The organism is Candidatus Ornithobacterium hominis (assembly GCF_951229915.1).
Classification (GTDB): domain Bacteria; phylum Bacteroidota; class Bacteroidia; order Flavobacteriales; family Weeksellaceae; genus Ornithobacterium; species Ornithobacterium hominis.
On record NZ_OX579588.1, the window covers coordinates 1,745,130 to 1,766,379 of the forward strand.

Annotated in this window: 17 protein-coding genes, 3 tRNA genes, 3 rRNA genes and 1 pseudogene; 13 read left to right on the forward strand and 11 right to left on the reverse strand. The window is 38.5% G+C overall.

What is annotated here, in order from left to right; genetic code table 11:
- Nucleotides 1–168: 168 nt before the first annotated feature.
- From rlmN to QOX03_RS08170, 3 genes are all read right to left on the reverse strand, one after another.
- Nucleotides 169–1,227 carry a dual-specificity RNA methyltransferase RlmN gene (gene rlmN / locus QOX03_RS08160; RefSeq protein ID WP_283670735.1) on the reverse strand — a complete coding sequence of 353 codons (1,059 nt, stop codon included), beginning with the start codon at nucleotides 1,225–1,227 and terminating at the stop codon, nucleotides 169–171.
- A gap of 9 nt (nucleotides 1,228–1,236) precedes the next feature.
- Complete coding sequence (gene queA, locus QOX03_RS08165; RefSeq protein ID WP_283671758.1) at nucleotides 1,237–2,286, reverse strand: tRNA preQ1(34) S-adenosylmethionine ribosyltransferase-isomerase QueA; 1,050 nt, start codon at nucleotides 2,284–2,286, stop codon at nucleotides 1,237–1,239.
- Nucleotides 2,287–2,364: 78 nt separating this feature from the next.
- Nucleotides 2,365–2,550, reverse strand: coding sequence for a hypothetical protein (locus tag QOX03_RS08170; protein ID WP_283670736.1), 186 nt, complete (start codon nucleotides 2,548–2,550; stop codon nucleotides 2,365–2,367).
- A gap of 110 nt (nucleotides 2,551–2,660) precedes the next feature.
- Here QOX03_RS08170 and folD point away from each other — a divergent pair, with 110 nt between their 5' ends.
- From folD to QOX03_RS08185, 3 genes are all read left to right on the forward strand, one after another.
- Nucleotides 2,661–3,536, forward strand: coding sequence for a bifunctional methylenetetrahydrofolate dehydrogenase/methenyltetrahydrofolate cyclohydrolase FolD (gene folD, locus QOX03_RS08175; RefSeq protein ID WP_283670737.1), 876 nt, complete (start codon nucleotides 2,661–2,663; stop codon nucleotides 3,534–3,536).
- A 13-nt stretch (nucleotides 3,537–3,549) separates the two neighbouring features.
- Nucleotides 3,550–4,179 carry a 7-carboxy-7-deazaguanine synthase QueE gene (locus tag QOX03_RS08180; RefSeq protein ID WP_353616895.1) on the forward strand — a complete coding sequence of 210 codons (630 nt, stop codon included), beginning with the start codon at nucleotides 3,550–3,552 and terminating at the stop codon, nucleotides 4,177–4,179.
- A 91-nt stretch (nucleotides 4,180–4,270) separates the two neighbouring features.
- A tRNA-Arg gene (locus QOX03_RS08185) sits at nucleotides 4,271–4,344 on the forward strand.
- A 171-nt stretch (nucleotides 4,345–4,515) separates the two neighbouring features.
- On the opposite strand, the gene QOX03_RS08190 is transcribed toward QOX03_RS08185, so the two are convergent.
- Nucleotides 4,516–5,718, reverse strand: coding sequence for a phage tail-like protein (locus tag QOX03_RS08190; protein ID WP_283670738.1), 1,203 nt, complete (start codon nucleotides 5,716–5,718; stop codon nucleotides 4,516–4,518).
- Nucleotides 5,719–5,929: 211 nt separating this feature from the next.
- On the opposite strand from QOX03_RS08190, the gene QOX03_RS08195 reads away from it, so the two are divergent.
- Entirely contained in the window at nucleotides 5,930–6,076 is a 147-nt protein-coding gene (locus QOX03_RS08195) for a hypothetical protein (RefSeq protein ID WP_283670740.1), read from the forward strand.
- Nucleotides 6,004–6,168 (forward strand): annotated as a pseudogene (locus QOX03_RS08200) (IS982 family transposase); the annotation flags it as partial. The gene QOX03_RS08195 and the pseudogene QOX03_RS08200, both read left to right, overlap by 73 nt.
- 351 nt (nucleotides 6,169–6,519) lie before the next feature.
- On the opposite strand, the gene rrf reads toward QOX03_RS08200, so the two are convergent.
- The 7 genes from rrf to QOX03_RS08235 all read right to left on the reverse strand — a co-directional run bounded on the left by rrf (nucleotide 6,520) and on the right by QOX03_RS08235 (nucleotide 13,684).
- Nucleotides 6,520–6,628, reverse strand: a 5S ribosomal RNA gene (gene rrf / locus QOX03_RS08205).
- Between the two features lie 84 nt (nucleotides 6,629–6,712).
- Nucleotides 6,713–9,475: ribosomal RNA gene (locus QOX03_RS08210) — 23S ribosomal RNA — on the reverse strand.
- A gap of 261 nt (nucleotides 9,476–9,736) precedes the next feature.
- Nucleotides 9,737–9,810, reverse strand: a tRNA-Ala gene (locus QOX03_RS08215).
- Nucleotides 9,811–9,953: 143 nt separating this feature from the next.
- Nucleotides 9,954–10,027, reverse strand: a tRNA-Ile gene (locus tag QOX03_RS08220).
- Nucleotides 10,028–10,169: 142 nt separating this feature from the next.
- Nucleotides 10,170–11,690 (reverse strand): 16S ribosomal RNA (locus tag QOX03_RS08225).
- The 16S, 23S and 5S rRNA genes sit together here with 2 tRNA genes alongside, the layout of an rRNA operon.
- A 390-nt stretch (nucleotides 11,691–12,080) precedes the next feature.
- Nucleotides 12,081–12,683 (reverse strand): ABC transporter ATP-binding protein, encoded by a 603-nt coding sequence (locus QOX03_RS08230; protein ID WP_283670741.1) that lies wholly within the window; start codon nucleotides 12,681–12,683, stop codon nucleotides 12,081–12,083.
- Nucleotides 12,680–13,684 (reverse strand): FecCD family ABC transporter permease, encoded by a 1,005-nt coding sequence (locus tag QOX03_RS08235; protein WP_283670742.1) that lies wholly within the window; start codon nucleotides 13,682–13,684, stop codon nucleotides 12,680–12,682. Before QOX03_RS08235 ends, QOX03_RS08230 begins: the two co-directional genes overlap by 4 nt.
- 90 nt (nucleotides 13,685–13,774) lie before the next feature.
- Between QOX03_RS08235 and QOX03_RS08240 the strand changes: the two genes are divergently transcribed.
- The 8 genes from QOX03_RS08240 (at nucleotide 13,775) to QOX03_RS08275 (ending at nucleotide 21,250) form a co-directional block, all read left to right on the forward strand.
- A complete protein-coding gene (locus tag QOX03_RS08240; RefSeq protein ID WP_119057483.1) occupies nucleotides 13,775–14,542 on the forward strand; it encodes a ParA family protein in 768 nt (255 codons plus the stop codon).
- 42 nt (nucleotides 14,543–14,584) lie between these two features.
- Complete coding sequence (locus QOX03_RS08245) at nucleotides 14,585–15,448, forward strand: ParB/RepB/Spo0J family partition protein (protein ID WP_283670743.1); 864 nt, start codon at nucleotides 14,585–14,587, stop codon at nucleotides 15,446–15,448.
- Nucleotides 15,445–16,011 (forward strand): DUF5683 domain-containing protein, encoded by a 567-nt coding sequence (locus tag QOX03_RS08250; protein ID WP_283670744.1) that lies wholly within the window; start codon nucleotides 15,445–15,447, stop codon nucleotides 16,009–16,011. The genes QOX03_RS08245 and QOX03_RS08250 overlap by 4 nt, the downstream gene beginning before the upstream one ends.
- A complete protein-coding gene (dapB, locus tag QOX03_RS08255; RefSeq protein WP_283670745.1) occupies nucleotides 16,008–16,724 on the forward strand; it encodes a 4-hydroxy-tetrahydrodipicolinate reductase in 717 nt (238 codons plus the stop codon). The genes QOX03_RS08250 and dapB overlap by 4 nt, the downstream gene beginning before the upstream one ends.
- A 7-nt stretch (nucleotides 16,725–16,731) precedes the next feature.
- Nucleotides 16,732–18,240: a signal peptidase I gene (gene lepB, locus QOX03_RS08260; RefSeq protein ID WP_283670746.1), complete on the forward strand. Its 1,509-nt coding sequence runs from the start codon at nucleotides 16,732–16,734 to the stop codon at nucleotides 18,238–18,240.
- Nucleotides 18,240–18,839, forward strand: a complete 600-nt coding sequence (locus tag QOX03_RS08265) for a WbqC family protein (RefSeq protein ID WP_283670747.1) — start codon at nucleotides 18,240–18,242, stop codon at nucleotides 18,837–18,839. The genes lepB and QOX03_RS08265 overlap by 1 nt, the downstream gene beginning before the upstream one ends.
- Before the next feature lie 13 nt (nucleotides 18,840–18,852).
- Entirely contained in the window at nucleotides 18,853–20,484 is a 1,632-nt protein-coding gene (locus QOX03_RS08270; protein WP_283670748.1) for a S8 family peptidase, read from the forward strand.
- 100 nt (nucleotides 20,485–20,584) lie between these two features.
- The gene (locus QOX03_RS08275) at nucleotides 20,585–21,250 is read left to right on the forward strand and encodes an NUDIX hydrolase (protein WP_283670749.1); all 666 of its coding nucleotides are present in this window, start codon (nucleotides 20,585–20,587) and stop codon (nucleotides 21,248–21,250) included.

Consider the following 21,250-nt stretch of genomic DNA (forward strand, 5'->3'; position numbering starts at 1 on the left):
TCACAAATTTATTTTCACTTCTGCCAAAACTTCATTGCATGAATAGCAAAATAAGTCATTTTTTTTTAAGGCTTAAAAAATTTTTTCAAAAGATTTCTTCTAAATTTTTCTAAGGCTTAAAAAATTTTTGAAAGATAAACTTTAAATCGGCTCTAAAAATAATAAATTTCATTGAAGCTTCTTCGAAATTTGATTTTTATTTGCCAATTGACCACAAGCCGCATCTATATCTTTCCCTCTGCTTCTGCGTACATTTACCACAATTCTGTTTTGCTCTAGCTGCTGAATGTATTGGCTGGTGACTGATGGTGGTGCTTGCAGAAATTTATCATCGCCAATGCTATTATACTCAATCAGATTAACTTTTGTGGGGACTTTTTTACAAAAAGCAATCAAGGCGTCTATATCTTCTTGTTTATCATTGATTTCTTTCCAAATAATGTATTCTAGCGTAATGATGCTTTTTGTCTGTTCATGCCAATATTTCAGACTTTCTAATATCTCTGTCAACGGAAATTTTTCAGAAAAAGGCATGATTTCATTTCTTTTTTCTTCGATGGCAGAGTGCAAAGACAAGGCAAGACCGACTCTTAAGTTTTCATCTGCCAATTTTTTTATCATCTTTGGAATCCCAGAAGTTGACACCGTAATTCTGCGTGGTGACATGCCTAGCCCGTTAGGGTGCGGTGCGGTGATTCGCTTGATGGCTTCGGTCACCTCGTTGTAATTGAGTAGAGGTTCACCCATACCCATAAATACGATATTGCTCAGCGGGCGGCCATAGTGTTCTTGGCTTTCTTTATCAATCAAAACTACTTGATCTACGATTTCAGCAGCACTCAGATTTCGCATTCGCTCTAGTTTTGCTGTTGCGCAGAATTCACAATTTAGGCTACACCCTACTTGACTGGATACGCAAGCTGTCGTGCGATTTTCTGCTGGAATCAAAACAGATTCGACTACATTTTTATCATGAAGCAAAACTGCGTTTTTTAATGTCCCGTCTTGGCTTGTTTGAAATTCTTGTACAACGGCATTTTTAATTTCAAAATGTTGATTTAAAACTGTACGAAATTCTTTGGATAAACTTGACATTTCCTCAAATTCGTGTGCATTTTTGTTCCAAATCCATTCATAAATTTGCTTTGCTCGAAATGCTTTCTCTCCGTTTTCAACAACAAAAGCCTCAATTTCTTTGAGGCTCAACTGGCGAATATCTTTTTTCATAAAAATCTTTTAAAGAATTAGCATCGCATCTCCGTAAGAAAAGAATTTATATTCTTTTTCTACGGCTTCTTTGTAGGCTTTCATCACCAAATCATGTCCTCCAAAAGCAGAAATCATCATCAGCAGCGTGGAGCGTGGCGTGTGAAAATTCGTCACCATTGCGTTGGCTATACTAAAGTCGTACGGTGGGTGGATGTATTTATTAGTCCAGCCAGAAAATTCGTTCAATTTTCCGTTTGCTGATACCGCTGATTCTATTGCCCGCATAGAAGTTGTGCCAATAGCACAAATTTTACTTTTCCCTTCTAAAGCTCTATTTACTTTTTCAACTGTTTCGGCGCTGATGTGAGCTCGTTCGCTCTCCATTTTATGTTTAGTTAAATCCTCTACTTGCACTGGAGAGAATGTTCCTAAACCAACATGTAGCGTTACCTCCGCAAAGTTTACTCCTTTGATTTCCAGTCGTTTGAGTAAGTGTTTAGAGAAATGCAAACCAGCCGTCGGTGCTGCTACGGCGCCTTCTTCTTTGGCATAAATCGTTTGGTATCTTTCTTCATCTTCCTCGTCTGCTTCTCGCTTGATGTATTTAGGCAAAGGTGTGGTGCCAAGTTCTGCTAATTTTGCTCGATATTCTTTATAATCTCCATCAAATAGGAATCGTAGTGTCCGCCCTCGGGAAGTTGTATTATCTACGACTTCAGCCACGAGCTCCCCATCTTCACCAAAGAATAATTTATTCCCGATTCTAATTTTCCTAGCTGGATCCACCAGTACATCCCATAATTTTGCTTTCGGGTCTAGTTCTCTTAGTAAAAACACTTCTATTTTGGCTCCAGTTTTTTCTTTGTTTCCAAAAAGTCTTGCGGGGAAAACTTTGGTGTTATTCATTATCAATAAATCCTCTTCATCAAAGTAATTTATCAAATCTTTGAATTCTTTATGTTCTATACTTTGAGTTTTTCGATCTAAAACCATCAAACGTGCTTCATCTCTATACGTGGCGGGTCTCTCAGCCAAAAGTTTTTCGGGTAATTTAAAATCAAAATCAGAGGTTTTCATTTTCATAATCACAAGTATTTTTGCAAGGCTACAAATATACAATCTTAAGCTCCCCTTTGTCAAGTATTTATAAAAAAATTAAGAAGAAGAATCCTCTTTCATGTATTTTTCATACAAAAAATAACCCACCGCTAAGCCTATTCCACCACCTACAGCATTGGTGAGGGCTAACTCTTGCGTGGCTTCCGCCCTGAATATGAATAATAAATAAGTAATTATAAACCCTGCAATGAAGCTCAATATTGTTTTGTTTAAATTTTTCATTCTAAAAGTTTTATTTTTTTTTAAGGCTTAAAAAATTTCTACATAATTTATGCAAGAAGAATTTCTTTCCTATTCTTTCATCTCTACGTATCTTTGCAAAAAGAACAGCGATGAAACTTCTTGATGGAATAAAATTAGCAAAAAAAACGAAAAAAAATATTCGCCAAAAAGTAGCGAACTATGTAACTGAAGGCAAAAGGGCTCCGCACTTGGCCGCTGTTTTGGTGGGCGAAGACCCCGCTAGCAATGCTTATGTGAAGATGAAGATCAAGGATTGCGAAGAAGTCGGATTCAAGTCAACACTTATCAAAAAAGATGCTGATATTTCTGAAAAAGAGCTTTTAGAAATCGTTCATGAATTGAATGAAAATAAGGAGCTAGATGGTTACATTGTGCAATTACCTTTGCCTAAACACATTAATGAAGATAAAATTTTGCAGGCCATCGACCCTCAGAAAGATGTGGATGGATTTCACCCTACAAATGTGGGTAAAATGGCGCTGGGTCTAGAAACCTTTTTACCAGCAACGCCTTTTGGCGTGATGCGCCTTTTGGAAGATTATGATATAGCAACTTCTGGAAAAAAATGTGTCGTTTTAGGTCGAAGCAATATCGTTGGCCGCCCGATGAGTATTCTGATGAGCCAGCCAGGTAAACACGCTAATTCAACGGTCACTATCTGCCATAGTGGGACAAAGAATTTGGAAGAGTTTACTCAAGAGGCTGATATCATTATTTCAGCAATTGGCAAAGCTCATTTTTTAACTTCTGAAATGGTGAAAGAAGGGGTAATCATCATAGATGTAGGCATCAACCGAGTCTATGATGAATCTAAAAAAGATTATAAATTGGTGGGTGATGTAGATTTTGAAAATATTAAAAGCAAAGCTGACTACATAACCCCCGTACCTGGTGGCGTGGGGCCTATGACAAGAGCCATGCTTCTAGAAAACACCTTATTGGCCTACAAGCGATTTGCTCAATAAAATTTAAATTATTTTGGTCTCAAAAAATCAAGAATTAGTAGAAACTGGGGAGTATCTTCCCATTATGGAAGATTTTTATACCCTGCAAGGAGAAGGCGCTCATACGGGCAAAGCCTCATACTTTATTCGTATCGGAGGATGTGATGTCGGCTGCCATTGGTGTGATGTTAAAGAAAGTTGGGATGCCTCAAAACACCCTATAACTTCTATAAAAACACTGATTGAAAGAATCCCTGAAAACGTGAAAACTGTTGTATTAACTGGGGGAGAACCCAGTAGCTATAACTTATATCCTCTGACTAAGTTATTGAAGCAAAGAGGATTCAAAATTCATATGGAAACTTCTGGTTCAAATGAAATCAGAGGACACGTAGACTGGATTTGTCTTTCCCCAAAAAAACTTCAAAGACCTGTGGAAAAAGTCATAAATAATGCACATGAATTAAAGTGTATTATCTACAATCAAAATGACTTTAAGTTTGCTGAAGAATATGCTGCAAAAGTAAAAGAATCATGCGAGCTCTTTCTGCAACCAGAATGGAGCAAATCTAAGGGGATTGTACCGCAGATTATTCATTATATTTTGAAGAATCCCAAGTGGAAAATTTCAATTCAGACGCATAAATTTTTAAATATTCCCTAATTTTTTTTTAAGGCTTAAAAAATTTTAAAATTTTCCCATACCAATTAAATTGATTATTATAAAAGAAAGTCTTAACTTTGGGGCTTTTATTGGCCTAGTAGTTCAACTGGATAGAATATCAGATTTCGGCTCTGAGGGTTGAGGGTTCGAATCCTTCCTAGGTCACATTTTTTAGTCATTTCGCTAAAAACAAAGAAAAAGCAATGGTTTTAAAAGGGCTTTTAAGCCTATATTTTTAAAACTCTTGCCACCAATTTTGGTGGCAATTTGTATTTTGATCCTTAAACTAATAATCGCTCATTCAATTTAAAAGAATGAGTAAAAAAAAAATTTCAATCAAAAATTAGCTTGTCCTCTTGTATTTGGGTCGGTTACTTGCCATTGGTTATCTTCAGTCCTAGAAATGCTTGCTGTGGATGGTGTTAAACTATTCTCTTCTAAAGGAATTAATCGTGAAGTCATGCCTGATGCTGGGCCTGTAGTGGCTTTAAAAGCACCTCCATAGGTAAGAAACTCTATCACCTCATTGGCATTCACCAAAGCAAATCCGTCGGGCCCGTCTTGTATAGGAGTTTTCCAAACGTAGTAATCATAACTAGCATCAGCGGTTTTTACCGTACTGCTTAAACCAATTTTTCCGATGATATCCCCATCACTACCATTGTAATGATAAATACTAACGGCACTCACATCGGAACCTTTTTTCACCCTGATTTCTACAAATTCATTTTTTGCACTACCTTTGTTCTTGTAATGAAATTCATTAATTCGAATAACATTATCATCTAAAACCGGGGGTGTGATGTTCATCATTTTTGGTGTTGGATTACCCGAAGCATAATAATTTTGAGGTAAATCATTGGCTTTCGAATCAAAATAATCTGGCTTCAGTGAAGTCGTTGCCCCTTCTGAAATTGGAAATTTCCCTGAGAGAGATAAATTTTTAACTTCATCTATCAAAACCTTATTGCATTCCAAAGCGACATTATTTGTATTAGAAGTCGTCCCATTGGTGAAATTAAAGTTAGAGGTCGTATTACTATAACCATAAGTATAATCAACTGGTATTTCTCCGTTCTTTTCTTTATCCTCTATTGCGCCAAACACAAGAAAATCATTGGCTGATATAATTAAGTTCCCATTGATTTGAAACACATACTCATTGTTGGAAAAAACACATTTTGCTAAATTTAGGTTTCGATTCGTTGTATTGTATACCTCAAACCATTCTTTAAATCTTTCATCTCCTTCAGGGTCAACCATGAATTCAGTAAAAATAACTTCACCTTCTGATGGCGATGCTTCTTTCTCGGTAGAATTTTCACCACCAAATACCACCCAAGACGTTCCGTCAAAACCGATGAATTGATTTTTGGTATTATCAAATAAAATCATCCCTTTTACTGGATTATTTTGTTTAATATAGTCAAGCGAATCCTTCTCAATTACAGGTAAAATAAGAGCTCCTCTACTAGCATCCAATTCAAGAATAGAGTTAGGATGAGGTTTTTCTTTGTCTGCATTTGTTGTAATTAACACTTGCGAATTTAACGTAAATGGAATTAATAATATTAAAAAACAAATTTTATTTAATTCTCTCATATTCTGTTATAATACTCGTTGTGCATTTAGAAAGTAAAATAAAAAAGTGCTCATAGAATCACAAAAAATCCAATACATTTATTTGGAATCAATCAAATAAACATATGAACAAATTCACTCAAATTTAAAAAAATTATTATTAAATAATATGGGAAAATTAGAATTAAATACTACTTCTTTTATTAGTAAAAAAGTATTTTTTATTAAAGAAATAAAGAATGACAAACAAAATTCTATCAGTTCTGTGACCAATTTACAATTAGAAGAAATTATACCAAAACTTTTGAGAGTTTAAAAACAAGAATTTTAACTAAAATCACAAGACTTACAACTATTCAATTCTTGAATAAATTTATTTTTAAAGATCAATGTGTAAACCGAGGTTGACTTGTAGTGTGTTATAAAAAGAGCTACTCAAGAGACTAACTTGTTGAATGACTTATTTATTTTTTAATCAATATTTTTATTTCTTTCATTCTTCACCCTTCACTCTTCATCCTTTGTCTATTGTCTTAAGTCTTTTTTTCTTTTCTCCAATCAATTCAAAACTCAAAATTCAAAATTAGTCTAAAAACTTTTCTCATTCTTCTCCAAGAGTTCTTTTAGGTTTTATAGCAGTACTACCAACATAGGTAGAACAGTCAGGAAAGATAACGAAAAGCATAAAGTAGTTAGATAAGACAAAATGTATTAAACAAAAACCTGCATAGTATGTTACTATGCAGGTTTGTAATAAAAAACTGGCGACGACCTACTCTTCCACGATATGCAGTACCATCGGCGCAGGCAGGCTTAACTTCTCTGTTCGGAATGGGAAGAGGTGAGCCCTGCCGCTATAGTCACCCTAAATCTTTGATTGACATGTTTGATAGATAGATTAAAACTTTTTTTTATAAAAAAGAATAAAAACAAACAACCGATCCTCTCGCGGTTAGTTAAATCTACGGGTAATTAGTACTACTCGACTATGACATTACTGCCTTTACATCTGTAGCCTATCTACGTGGTCATCTCCCACGGCCCTTTAAAGAAGTCTCATCTTGTGGCAAGTTTCGCACTTATATGCTTTCAGTGCTTATCTTAACCGAACATAGCTACTCTGCGGTGCACTTGGCAATACAACAGATACACTAGCGGTTCGTTCAACTCGGTCCTCTCGTACTAGAGTCAAGCCCACTCAAACTTCTAACGATCGCAACAGATAGAGACCGAACTGTCTCACGACGTTCTGAACCCAGCTCGCGTGCCACTTTAATGGGCGAACAGCCCAACCCTTGGGACCTTCTCCAGCCCCAGGATGTGACGAGCCGACATCGAGGTGCCGAACCTCCCCGTCGATGTGAGCTCTTGGGGGAGACTAGCCTGTTATCCCCGGAGTACCTTTTATCCTATGAGCGATGGCCCTTCCATTCAGCGCCACCGGATCACTATGTCCTGCTTTCGCACCTGTTCGACTTGTAGGTCTCACAGTCAAGCACCCTTATGCCATTACACTCTACGCACGGTTACCAAGCGTGCTGAGGGTACCTTTGAAAGCCTCCGTTACTCTTTCGGAGGCGACCACCCCAGTCAAACTACCCACCACGCAATGTCCTCCTCTCGGAGTTAGGCTCCAAGTAAACCAAGGGTGGTATTTCAACAACGACTCCTCAACACCTAGCGATGCCAATTCACAGTCTCCCACCTATCCTACACATGGTTTACCCAAAGTCAATACGAAGCTATAGTAAAGGTTCACGGGGTCTTTTCGTCCCGTTGCGATTAACCGGCATCTTCACCGATACTACAATTTCACCGAGCTCATGGCTGAGACAGTGTCCAGATCGTTACACCATTCGTGCAGGTCGGAACTTACCCGACAAGGAATTTCGCTACCTTAGGACCGTTATAGTTACGGCCGCCGTTTACTGGGGCTTCAGTCAAAAGCTTCGCTTACGCTAACCTCCTCCCTTAACCTTCCAGCACCGGGCAGGTGTCAGACCCTATACATCATCTTTCGATTTAGCAGAGTCCTGTGTTTTTGATAAACAGTCGCCTGGACCTCTTCGCTGCGGCCCCAATCTCTTGGGGCGACCTTTCTCCCGAAGTTACAGGTCTATTTTGCCTAGTTCCTTAGCCATGATTCACTCGAGCGCCTTAGGATACTCTCCTCGACTACCTGTGTCGGTTTACGGTACGGGCTGCTTCACTCGCTATTTCTTGGAGGTCACTTCATAAGATTATCACGCCAGCCGTAGCCTTTGTGTACTATCCCCACGTTAAATGGGTTCAACGTACTATTCCGTCAGTACGCACTTATTACTTAACCCCGTCACTTCCTCTGTGAGCAGGTACAGGAATATTAACCTGTTTGCCATCCACTACCCCTTTCGGGTTCATGTTAGGTCCCGACTAACCCTCAGCTGATTAGCATAGCTGAGGAATCCTTAGTCTTGCGGCGTGCGGATTTCTCATCCGCATTATCGTTACTTATGCCTACATTTTCTTTTCTATACAATCCACCAAGCCTTACAGCTCAACTTCTACTCGTATAGAATGCTCCCCTACCACTGTATCTACAGTCTATAGCTTCGGTAGTATGTTTATGCCCGATCATTATCCATGCCAGATCGCTCGACTAGTGAGCTGTTACGCACTCTTTAAATGAATGGCTGCTTCCAAGCCAACATCCTAGCTGTCTGTGCAATCCAACCGCGTTTTATCAACTTAACATACATTTAGGGACCTTAGCTGTTAGTCCGGGTTCTTTCCCTCTCGGACATGGACCTTAGCACCCATGCCCTCACTGCTTAATATCATTTACTAGCATTCGGAGTTTGTCAGGAATTGGTAGGAGGTGAATCCCCCGCATCCTATCAGTAGCTCTACCTCTAATAAACTTATTTAAACGCTGCACCTAAATGCATTTCGGGGAGTACGAGCTATTTCCCAGTTTGATTGGCCTTTCACCCCTACCCACAGGTCATCCGAAGACTTTTCAACGTCAACCGGTTCGGTCCTCCACTGTGTGTTACCACAGCTTCAACCTGCCCATGGGTAGATCACAAGGTTTCGCGTCTACTCCTACTGACTATATCGCCTTTTTCAGACTCGCTCTCGCTTCGAATACAGTGCTGAACACCTTATCCTCGCCAGTAACAGTAACTCGTAGGCTCATTATGCAAAAGGCACGCCGTCACATCTTACGATGCTCCGACCGCTTGTAGGCGTACGGTTTCAGGTTCTCTTTCACCCTTTTATTCAAAGTGCTTTTCACCTTTCCTTCACAGTACTTGTTCACTATCGGTCTCACAGGAGTATTTAGCCTTGGAGGATGGTCCCCCCTTCTTCAAACAGGATTTCTCGTGTCCCGCCCTACTTAATACGTAATCTACTCATTTCTTATACAGGACTCTCACCTTCTTCGGTATACTTTTCCAAGTATTTCTAATATTTGTAAATTCTCGGCTAATCCCATTTCGCTCGCCACTACTCTGGGAATCTCTTTTGATTTCTTTTCCTCCGGGTACTTAGATGTTTCAGTTCCCCGGGTTCGCCCCATCTCTGGTACTATGCCTTCAACATAGTGGGTTGCCCCATTCGGATATCTGCGGATCTATTCTTATGTGCAAATCCCCGCAGCTTTTCGCAGCTTATCACGTCCTTCTTCGCCTCTGTGAGCCTAGGCATCCGCCATACGCCCTTAACGATTTCTTCTAACCGCGCTCTTTAATCTCGGTTATTTGTTTTTACCTTCTATTTTATTTCTTTTAGATTCTTCCCTCTCTATAAATCTCTCAATCTATAATTCAAAAAAAATCCTACTCGTTATCATTTCTCGTTTTCTACTTCAAGTTTCTTTTCCCTCTATATTATTAATCCCTTAATCCTATAGAGAAAAACTTGCTATCTATCATGTCAATGAACTTCTTCTCAATTGTACATCGTAACCTAAACAATGTATAATCAATGATCGTGGAGAATATCGGAGTCGAACCGATGACCTCCTGCGTGCAAGGCAGGCGCTCTAGCCAGCTGAGCTAATCCCCCATTATCTTAATTAAAAATTATAAAATGAAAAATTATCGCTCACCTCCTAGTATTCTTCTACTATATTAAAAACCACCAATTAATGATTAATCCATAATTCTTAATTCATAATTCTTAATAATTCAACCCCCTCTTCCTTAGTGTAGTCTCGGGCAGACTCGAACTGCCGACCTCTACATTATCAGTGTAGCGCTCTAACCAGCTGAGCTACGAGACTCTATCCATCCCTCCTTCTACGACTAGGGGCTTATTTATCTTTATATCAAAAATACAAATCATCTGATAATTTAGCAAATGAAAAAGCCAGTGCCTATTCTCTTAATTTGTTTCTTTTCGTCGTTTATTATTCTTAACTCTATAAAAGAGATGTTCCAGCCGCACCTTCCGGTACGGCTACCTTGTTACGACTTAGCCCCAGTTACTGGTTTTACCCTAGGTAGCTCCTTTGACGGTCACCAACTTCAGGTACCCCCAGCTTCCATGGCTTGACGGGCGGTGTGTACAAGGCCCGGGAACGTATTCACCGCAACATGGCTGATTTGCGATTACTAGCGATTCCAGCTTCATAGAGTCGAGTTGCAGACTCCAATCCGAACTGAGATCGGCTTTCAAGATTCGCACCTATTCACATAGTAGCTGCCCTCTGTACCGACCATTGTAGCACGTGTGTAGCCCAAGACGTAAGGGCCGTGATGACTTGACGTCGTCCCCACCTTCCTCTCAACTTGCGTTGGCAGTCTCTCTAGAGTCCCCGTCTTTAAACGCTGGCAACTAAAGATAAGGGTTGCGCTCGTTGCAGGACTTAACCTAACACCTCACGGCACGAGCTGACGACAGCCATGCAGCACCTTGCATCCTGTCCGAAGAAATACCCCTTTCAGGGTACGTCAAAATGCATTTAAGCCTTGGTAAGGTTCCTCGCGTATCATCGAATTAAACCACATGCTCCACCGCTTGTGCGGGCCCCCGTCAATTCCTTTGAGTTTCATTCTTGCGAACGTACTCCCCAGGTGGCTAACTTATCACTTTCGCTTGGTCTCCGAAGTTCTTCACCCCGAAAACGAGTTAGCATCGTTTACTGCGTGGACTACCAGGGTATCTAATCCTGTTCGCTCCCCACGCCTTCGTCCATCAGCGTCAGTTAAGTCTTTGTTACCTGCCTTCGCATTCGGTGTTCCGTGTAATATCTATGCATTTCACCGCTACACTACACATTCCAGCAACATCAAACTCACTCAAGACTAACAGTATCAATGGCAATTTCACAGTTGAGCTGTGAGATTTCACCACTGACTTATTAGCCCGCCTACGGACCCTTTAAACCCAATGAATCCGGATAACGCTCGCATCCTCCGTATTACCGCGGCTGCTGGCACGGAGTTAGCCGATGCTTATTCGTATAGTACCTTCAACATCCTATCTCGTAAGATGATTTATCCCTATACAAAAGCAGTTTACAACCCATAGGGCCGTCTTCCTGCACGCGGGATGGCTGGATCAGGCTTCCACCCATTGTCCAATATTCCTCACTGCTGCCTCCCGTAGGAGTCTGGTCCGTGTCTCAGTACCAGTGTGGGGGTTCACCCTCTCAGGCCCCCTACAGATCATCGCCTTGGTAGTCCTCTACACTACCAACTAACTAATCTGACGCATGCCTATCCTTATCCGATAAATCTTTTAAATATTTATGATGCCATAATTATTATTATGGAGTATTAATCCGAGTTTCCTCGGGCTATCCTCCCGATAAGGGCAAGTTACATACGCGTTACGCACCCGTTCGCCGGTCTCTCTAATCCGAAAATTAAATACCCCTCGGCTTGCATGTGTTAAGCCTCCCGCTAGCGTTCATCCTGAGCCAGGATCAAACTCTCCGTTGTTATTCCTTAATTATCTAATGTCTTAAATAATAACTATAACTGAAAAGCTATCCCCAAACTCATCAAATTGACACTTGGCTTCTTTTTGCTTATTTTGTCTTCTAATTTGTATCTTATTTCTATTTTTATGAACTCCTCTACCCTAAAAGGGCTGCAAATATATAAATTCTTTTTCTTTTAATCCAAAAAAAATTTATCCTTTTTTTATCAAACTTCCAAATAACTCTCTCTCTCAAAAGGACGGCAAATATAAATACTATTTTTATTCTCTTCCAAATTTTTTACCATGTTTTTTTATAACTTTTTTTAAATAAATTGTAATTGATTGATTTACAATTGAATGAACTTGATTTTTTTCTGTAAAAATATTTCAATTCTTGGTTTATCCTTTTACAGAATTAGTTTATTGTCTGCTAAATTCTCGGCATATTCTAGCTCGTGTGTGATAATAATAATTCCTTTCTGATGTTTTTCTTGCATAAATTTCAACTTCTGGAAGACTTTTGGCTTATTTTTATAATCTAAATGTGCTGTTGGTTCGTCTAAAATAATGTATGGGGTGTCTTGCAGCAAAGCTCTGATGATGAATAATTGCTGTAATTGCCCTTGGCTTAATTTTGTAATGAATTCTTTTTTTAATTCTAATAAATTAAATTGGCTTAGGGATTCTTCTATTTTACTATTTTCAATTTTTTTGTAAAGGCTTAAAAAATCTTCGGTTCGAATCTCTGGTAAAGAAAAGTTCATTGGTAAAACTGCTGCGATTTTCTGAGCCATTTGAGTTTGATTTATTTTTGCGAGAGGAATTCCATCAAGGTTAATTTCACCTCCTAAAAGGGGGGTCATCTTTAATAGAGTCTTTAACAGAGTGCTTTTCCCGCTTCCGTTTAGCCCTATGATGAAATTCATCTGGTCTCTATAAAATTGGTGGTTTAAGTGAGTTACAATCTTCTTTCTTCCATAACCCAACGTCACGTTTTTTAATTCTATCACAGCATTTTGTTTTTATTTTGATAAATAATCCAAATGAGTACAGGAGCTCCTAATAATGCGGAAATGATATTGATCGGTAAGGCTTGCCTCGGAATATTGTCTGAAATCAAGGAAAATAGACTTAGCGTAAATGCTCCTATTATAATAATGTATGTGAAGACTTTTTTGAAGTTTGCTGACTTTAAATTAATTCTTACTAAATGTGGTATGGCAATCCCGATGAAAACAATCGGGCCAACGAGTGCTGTTGCCACGCCTGTTAATAGACTCGAGCTCAATATTACAATAAATTTCACATAATGAATGTTGACACCCATTGTGTGTGCATAGTCGTGTCCTAATTGTAATTTCTGAAATTTTTCAAGGCTTAAAAAAATCAGCATTAAACCTGCCACTACACATATCAAAAAATAAATTATCTGTGTATAAGATAGTCCTGATATGGAACCAAACGACCAAATAATCAATGATTTTAGGTGATGCGTGTCAGCATAAAATTGAAGTAAGCTAATGATGGCTCCTGCTAATCCGCTTAGCATAAATCCGATTAATACTAATGCTGAAACTGATTTTATTTTATAACTGAATAGGATTATCACCAGCATTGCAAATGCAGCTCCACTCAAGGCTGAAAAAATTAATAACGCAGGCTGATTGATGTCTATTTGACTGAATAATCCAAAAAAAACAATAACAATGGCTACGCCTAAACCCGAAAAGGAGGTGACTCCCAAAACGGATGGGCCGGCTAATGGATTTCTAAAGTATTCTTGCAATACCCAGCCGCTTGCTGATAAGGAAATTCCTGTGAGGACTGCCGCTAATCCTTTGGGTAAACGATAATTAATGATTAAATCTCGCATTAATTCTTTATCAGAATTTTCTAAGCCTTTAAAAATATTTACAGTTCCTTTCCCTACTACTAAATTCAGCAGAAAGATGGAGAGCAAAGCTAGTAACCAAAACCAAAATACTTTGTCTGAATACCATTTCCAGTGCATAATAATCTGAAGTTTGTTAATAAATTAATTTAATTTTGATAATGGCTGCTATTTATATTTTTACTTTTGCAAAGTAAAGACTTTTAATCGATGGGAAAAATAATTGCTATAGCAAATCAAAAAGGCGGGGTAGGGAAAACGACTACTTCCATTAATTTAGCTGCTTCGATTGGCATTTTAGAAAAGAAAACATTACTGATTGATGCTGACCCGCAAGCGAATGCTTCTTCGGGTTTGGGGATTGACATCGACAATTTAGAAATCGGCACTTATGAGGTTCTAGAGCATGAATCCCCGGCAAAAAAAGCTATTTTACCAACGAATTCGCCCAACCTAGACATTATTGCTGCTCATGTGGATTTAGTCGCTGCTGAAATTGAATTGGTTGACTCAGAACAGCGTGAGTATATGCTCAAAACTGCTTTGCAAGAAATCAAGGAGGAATATGATTATATTTTTATCGACTGCGCTCCTTCTTTAGGTTTGATTACGCTTAACGCTTTGACGGCTGCTGATTCTGTGATTATTCCTATTCAATGTGAATATTTTGCGTTGGAAGGTTTAGGAAAACTACTTAATACGATAAAGAGCATCCAGCAACTTCATAATCCTAATTTAGACATTGAGGGTTTATTATTAACGATGTTTGATGCACGCTTAAGGCTGTCTAACCAAGTGGTGGAAGAAGTTCGGAGTCATTTCCCCCAAATGGTTTTTGACACAATTATTCAACGAAATGTGCGTGTGAGTGAAGCTCCTAGCTACGGCGAATCAATCATCAAATATGATGCTGCTAGCCGCGGTGCTGAAAACTACTTGGCTTTGGCTCAAGAGTTTCTAAAGAAAAATAATCAATAGATGTTTTATTTTTTTCACTAATATTGAATTAAACAAAGAGAAATGAAAAAAAAGGCGATGGGAAGAGGCTTATCAGCATTGCTAAGCGAATCAACGGAGAAAATAAATTCTGTGAAAGATGAGGGTGCTGCAGATTTGATCAAGCAAATTGTAGAAATTCCTATTGAAAATATTAAACCAAACCCAAACCAACCACGGACGCATTTTGATAAAGAAGCTTTGGTAGAGCTAGCTCAATCCATTAGTCAACTGGGTGTTATTCAACCCATTACCGTTAGGAAAAATCAGCATAGCTACGAGATTATCTCTGGGGAGCGCCGTTATCGTGCCTCCAAACTTGCGAATTTAGAAACTATTCCTGCATTTGTGCGCTTGGCCAATGACCAGGAAATACTTGAAATGGCTTTGGTAGAAAACATTCAGCGAGAAGATTTAGACGCCATAGAGGTTGCCTTGACTTACCAGCGCCTGATTGATGAAATTAATTTAACTCAAGAAGCCCTGAGCGAACGTGTCGGGAAAAACAGAAGTACGGTGACCAATTATTTAAGGCTTTTAAAACTAGACCCTATTATTCAGACAGGAATCAGAGACGGGATGATAAGCATGGGGCATGGCAGAGCACTGATGGGCATAACTGATTTAGATGAGCAAATGGAGGTCTATGAAAAAATAATTGCACAAAGTCTATCGGTAAGGCAAACCGAAAACCTCATCAAAAACCTTAATACTCCTCGAAAGGAAGTTGCTTCTCTACCCAATCAATTTAAATCTGCCAAACATTATTTTGAAAAACATTTTGAAACCAAAGTGGAAATCAAAAGGAATAAGAAAGGGAAAGGGAAAATTGTTATCAATTTTGAATCTGATGAAGATTTTTTAAGGCTTAAAAATTTATTGGAATGAAGTCTCTCTTCCTCATCGTTGTATTTTTTCTAAGCCTTTCCATTTTTGGGCAAAAAATACCCAAAATTGATTCTGTGCAAGTTTCGGGGCAATTGTTTTTGGACCCGAATGAAGATGAAATCATTTTCAAAAACCCAATGAGAGCAGGTTTGTATTCAGCTATTTTGCCTGGTTTGGGGCAAACTTACAACGGCAAATACTGGAAAGTGCCTCTCGCTTGGGGACTTGTGGGCTCAGGGGTAGGATTTACGGTTTACCTAAACAATCGTTATCATAAATATCGTGATGCTTATTTGGCTGAACTCAATGGTGAGCCGCATCGATTCTCGGGAATTTACGATGTTAATGTGCTGGCAAAAGCTCAAGATAAAGCTAAACGTGATAGAGATTATGCCATAGCACTCAGCATCTTAGCTTATATCGTCAATATTGTAGACGCGACAGTGGACGCGCATCTAGACCAAGTGAGGAAAGATAAAGAGTTGAATGTTCAACCCACGGCTTTTTTTGATCCCGTGACAGAAAAAATAAATTTTGGCTTAAATTTAAATTTTAAATTATGAAAATAGCATTGGTTGGCTACGGAAAAATGGGTAAAACCATCGAAAAAATCGCTACGGAACGGGGGCATGATGTGGTTTTAAAATTGAACGAAACACCAAAACATTACCAACTCACCGATAATGGGGTGGATGCTGCCATTGAGTTTACAAACCCAGAAGTTGCTTACCAAAATATAGTTCAGCTATTGCAGAGTAATGTGCCCGTGGTGAGCGGCACAACTGGGTGGGACAAAGATTTGAAAAAAGTCTATGAACTTGTAGAGAAATACAATGGTAGCTTCATTCATGCAACCAATTTTAGCTTGGGTGTAAATTTATTTTTTGAAATAATAAAAAAATGCATGCTAATCATGAATGATTACCCTGCGTATGACTTATCTTTGGAAGAAGTCCATCACACCGAAAAAAAAGATTCCCCGAGCGGAACGGCAATTAGCATGGCTGAAAATTTAATGGAAATTTCTGATTATAAAACTTGGTATTTAACCAGCGAAGAAAAAGTTAAAGAAAACTCTATCCCTATAACAGCGATGCGCAAAGCAGAGGTGAAGGGCACACACATTTTACAATTTAAATCCCCGATTGATTCCATCGAACTCAAGCACGAAGCTTACTCTCGAGATGGATTTGCTTTGGGAGCTGTGATGGCTGCGGAATATATTTTTGAGAAAAATGGTATCTTTACCATGAAAGACGTATTAAATTTAAAATAAATATTTTATGTGGATTTACACATGGGAAGCTTGGGCGATTTTTTTTCTCGCCGTACAAATCATTCATTTTGCAGGAACTTGGTGGCTATACAAAGCAGCAGGGCGTAAAACGTGGGAGGCTGCTGTGCCAGTTTATAATGCCTACGTTCTATTAAAGATTATCCAAAGACCCACTTGGTGGATTGTCTTTCTTTTCTTACCGATCCTTTCACCCATTATGATTATGATTCTATGGGTAGACTTCATCCGTTGCTACGGCAAAAGAGGTTGGGGGGAAGCCATTTTGGTCATTGCCACTCTAGGCTTTTATATTTATTATTTGAATTATGTAGAAAAACCAGCCTATACTGGCCCCGAAGACCGCAAAGAGACACTCCTAAGCGCAATCCTCTTTGCAGTGGTTTTGGCTACGACTATCCACACATATTTTGTTCAGCCGATGATTATCCCTACTGGCTCGATGGAAAACACATTGCGAATCGGTGATGCACTTTTTGTGAGTAAAAACATCTATGGCACACGAATCCCCAATACCCCTGTGGCAGTTCCATTTGCAGATTTGTTTAACCGAAGTTTATTTATAGAAAAACTGCAATTGCCCTACGCTCGAATCCCAGGGTGGAAAAAAGTAGAGAAAAATGACATTGTGGTTTTCAATTATCCAGCTGATTCTGTTTATAATCCTACTGACCGAAAAGATAACTACGTGAAACGTTGTGTGGCAACACCTGGCGATGTGATTGAAATTAGAAACGCTGAACTTTTTATCAATCACGAGAAATTTATTCCCAAAAAAGATGCGAAAATTCAGTATAAATATATCATCGAAAGCAAAACGCAACTGAGTCCTAAATATTTGGAAGAAGAGTTTTCTTTAGTCAGCACCGATTATGCTTTTGGAGCGAATGAAAATGGCTTTATTTACGAATTCCATGGTTTATCTGATGAAATTTTTCAAGCTTTAAAAAATAATTCCAATATCATCTCTGCAAATAAACTCATCACTCCTAAAGATCAAACTGACCGCAATATCTTCCCCAAAGATGCACCTTATAATCAAGATTGGTACGGGCCGCTAACCGTGCCCAAAAAGGGAATGCAAATCAAGCTTGATATTCAAAACTTAGCAGATTACATCGATATTATAGAGACTTATGAAAATCATGATTTAGAAGTAAGCGACGGGCAGCTTTTAATGGACGGGCAGCCGATAGAAAATTATACGTTTCAGCAAGATTACTATTTCATGATGGGAGACAATCGCCACAATTCTTTGGACAGTCGGTTCTGGGGTTTTGTGCCAGAAACGCACATCGTAGGGCAGCCGTTTTTCTTATGGGCAAATTTAAATCAATTAATGGGGTTTGAGCCTAAAAGTGGCTTCCACTGGGAGCGTTGGTTCACCGTTCCCAATAATGGTAACCCCAACAAAACAAGCTATCTATGGATTGGTGCGATTTTATTGGCTATTTTTTTGGGTTGGGATTTTTTCTTCAAAAAAAAGAAAGATAAATAATGGAGCTGCCTGTTTTCCCTTTGTTTTATTTCCCACCGATTGATTTTTTTTTAAGCCTTAAAAAATTTAAAGAATTTGCCATCGAGAGTGAGGAAAATTACACCAAACAAACCTACCGAAATCGGTGTTGCATTTTGGGCCCTAATGGGAAACAATCTTTGAGTATTCCAATTAAAAAAGGTTTAGAAAAAAAAATAAGCCTTGTAGAAATTCACTATGAAAATAAATGGGTGGCAGAGCACATCAAATCTATTGAAACGGCTTATCGCAATGCTCCTTTTTTTCTCTATTATTGGGATTCTTATAGGAATATTTTAAAAGAAAAACCAAGTCAGCTTTTTGATTTAAACCAAAAAATTTTATTACAAATTTTGAGAGACTTGAAACTAAATTGCTCTTTTTCTTTTACAAAATCTTACCAAAATGAAGCTCGGCACGATTTTAGACATGATTTTAGCGCTAAAGTAAAATCTGAAAGAAAAATTCCTGCTTATCAGCAAGTTTTTCAAGATAAGTTTAATTTCGTATCAGATTTATCCATTTTAGATTTGGTTTTTAATTTAGGTCCAGAAGCGGGCATTTACATCAAAAACAATTAAATTTTTAAATAATATGAGAAAAATATTATTCACACTCTCGTTTGCTGCTAGCTTAGTCTATGGGCAGATACAAGAAGTACCTCAGCCTTCGCAAGAGGAATTAGAGCTTAGAGCTTGGTACCACAAGAATTTCGCCAAGGAAAATGTGTATGGCGTGGCGACAGAAGATGCATACGCTTATGCTAAAGAAAAGGGACTGAAGATAAATCCTGTCGTAGTCGGAGTGATTGACAGCGGGATACAAGGTGACCACGAGGATTTGGCGGGGAATATGTGGGTGAACGTTAATGAAATCCCAAATAACGGTATTGACGATGATAATAATGGTTATATAGATGATGTCCACGGATGGAATTTCATTGGAGGTGCTGATGGTAGAAATGTGAATCAAGATAACTTGGAGTTGACTCGTTTGGTGCGTGAAGGGAATGCTCTTTTTGCGAGCAAAGATAATTTCACCAATGAGACTAATCAGAAAAAATTCCCTGAGAAATATGCTACTTACCTTAAAGCTAAAGCAGAGCTAGATGAGAACTATACTCAAGCGAAAATGGCTTATGAGGGCATCAGCATACAAGCTGAGCAAGCAGGTTTGGGGTATTCAAAATTTGGAGAGGAATATGGGATGGATAAAGAGATTTCTGTAAAAGGAATCAAATCTTTCAAACCAAAGTCAGATGAAGCTAAATTTATTGCTGGCAGATTTGAATCTACCATCAATACATACGAGGCTCCTGAAGTTTTTGGGAAAACGCCACGTGAAATTTTAGAGGAATTCAACGAAGGGGTAAATGAAGCCATTTCTTACTACGAATCTCAAGTGAAATATCACTACAATCTTGATTTTGACCCTAGAGATATTGTAGGTGATGACTATGAAAATCTCGACGAAAGAATCTATGGAAATAATGATATTCAAGGTCCTGATGCTTTGCATGGTACACATGTTGCAGGAATCATCGGTGCCGTAAGAAACAATAATATTGGGATGAATGGTATCGCTACCAATGCAAAATTAATGAGCATCCGAGCCGTCCCTGATGGTGATGAAAGAGATAAGGATATTGCCAATGCGATTCGCTACGCCGTAGACAACGGAGCCAAAATCATCAATATGAGCTTCGGTAAAGCTTATTCTCCACATCCTGAGAAAGTGTGGGAAGCAATGAGGTACGCAAGTGATAATAATGTATTGTTAGTTCACGCGGCTGGGAATGACAATCAAAATATTGATGAAATCATCAACTATCCAATCAATTATTATAGTGATGGGAAAGTAGTTGCCCCTACTTGGATTACCGTAGGTGCTAGCACACGCTATAATGATGACATTCGTGCTTCCTTCTCCAACTTCGGAAAAAAACAAGTAGATATTTTTGCTCCTGGGTTAGAAATTTACTCTACTATTCCACAAAATGATTATAAATTCTTGCAAGGCACAAGTATGGCGGCTCCAGTAGTGAGCGGGGTTGCTGCCTTGGTTTGGGGTTACTTCCCAGAATTAACAGCTCAGGAGCTGAGAGAAGTTTTAATAAAGAGTGGAAATTTAAGCAATGAGTTATTAGACCTAAGTACCAATGGTGTGATTGTCGATGCTAAAAAAGCATTGCAAATTGCTGAAATGCTATTAGCTGATAAAAAATAATTTTTAAAGCCTTAGATATTTTTTGATTTATTCCAAAAAATTTAATTGGTATTTAAAAAGTCGTGTTAATTACACGACTTTTTTTGTACCTTTAGATTTTATGATGTGGTCTGATTTAAATTTACAAACGCTTCAGTCAAAATTAAATTTCCAAAAGATTCCTGGGTGGAAAGCGCAACAAGTTATGGCTCCTCCTTACCGTCAGAATTTAGTAGATGAAGCCCGCTTTAACACGCAAAAATCAAAAATTGCAGCGGTTTTAATTATTCTCTGTGAAATAAATGATGAGATTTATTTCCCTGTAATTCATAGGAATACATACCCTGGCATACACAGCAATCAAGTAGGTTTCCCTGGTGGGAAAGTAGAGAAATCTGATGAAAACTTAGAACAAACCGCCATCCGAGAAAGTTTTGAAGAGATTGGAGCTAAGCCAGAGGCTATAGAAATCTGGGGAGAACTCACGGAACTATTCATCCCGCCTAGCAATTTCATCGTTCACCCATTTGTAGGCAGCTACAAATTGAACCCTAATTTTATCCCGTGTGACAAGGAAGTCAAAGATATTATTTTCCTTTCGCTGAAAGAATTTATTTTAAATCCTCCTCTTCAAAATTATACTGTTAACGTGAAAGGTAAAGCCCATAAAGTTCCTGGATTTAACTTAAATCAAAATTTAAATGTGTGGGGAGCTACAGCGATGATGCTGAATGAATTTTTAGAATTTATTAGAAATTCTTTAAATTTGAACGCTGAAATTGTATAA

Bases quoted from the DNA above. Each gene is read 5' to 3' on its own strand.
- QOX03_RS08235 (WP_283670742.1), bottom strand. From the start codon at position 13,684: ATGCACTGGAAATGGTATTCAGACAAAGTATTTTGGTTTTGGTTACTA.
- dapB (WP_283670745.1), top strand. From the start codon at position 16,008: ATGAAAATAGCATTGGTTGGCTACGGAAAAATGGGTAAAACCATCGAA.
- QOX03_RS08250 (WP_283670744.1), top strand. From the start codon at position 15,445: ATGAAGTCTCTCTTCCTCATCGTTGTATTTTTTCTAAGCCTTTCCATT.
- QOX03_RS08265 (WP_283670747.1), top strand. From the start codon at position 18,240: ATGGAGCTGCCTGTTTTCCCTTTGTTTTATTTCCCACCGATTGATTTT.
- QOX03_RS08245 (WP_283670743.1), top strand. From the start codon at position 14,585: ATGAAAAAAAAGGCGATGGGAAGAGGCTTATCAGCATTGCTAAGCGAA.
- QOX03_RS08275 (WP_283670749.1), top strand. From the start codon at position 20,585: ATGATGTGGTCTGATTTAAATTTACAAACGCTTCAGTCAAAATTAAAT.
- QOX03_RS08270 (WP_283670748.1), top strand. From the start codon at position 18,853: ATGAGAAAAATATTATTCACACTCTCGTTTGCTGCTAGCTTAGTCTAT.
- queA (WP_283671758.1), bottom strand. From the start codon at position 2,286: ATGAAAACCTCTGATTTTGATTTTAAATTACCCGAAAAACTTTTGGCT.
- QOX03_RS08170 (WP_283670736.1), bottom strand. From the start codon at position 2,550: ATGAAAAATTTAAACAAAACAATATTGAGCTTCATTGCAGGGTTTATA.
- lepB (WP_283670746.1), top strand. From the start codon at position 16,732: ATGTGGATTTACACATGGGAAGCTTGGGCGATTTTTTTTCTCGCCGTA.
- rlmN (WP_283670735.1), bottom strand. From the start codon at position 1,227: ATGAAAAAAGATATTCGCCAGTTGAGCCTCAAAGAAATTGAGGCTTTT.
- QOX03_RS08195 (WP_283670740.1), top strand. From the start codon at position 5,930: ATGGGAAAATTAGAATTAAATACTACTTCTTTTATTAGTAAAAAAGTA.
- folD (WP_283670737.1), top strand. From the start codon at position 2,661: ATGAAACTTCTTGATGGAATAAAATTAGCAAAAAAAACGAAAAAAAAT.
- QOX03_RS08240 (WP_119057483.1), top strand. From the start codon at position 13,775: ATGGGAAAAATAATTGCTATAGCAAATCAAAAAGGCGGGGTAGGGAAA.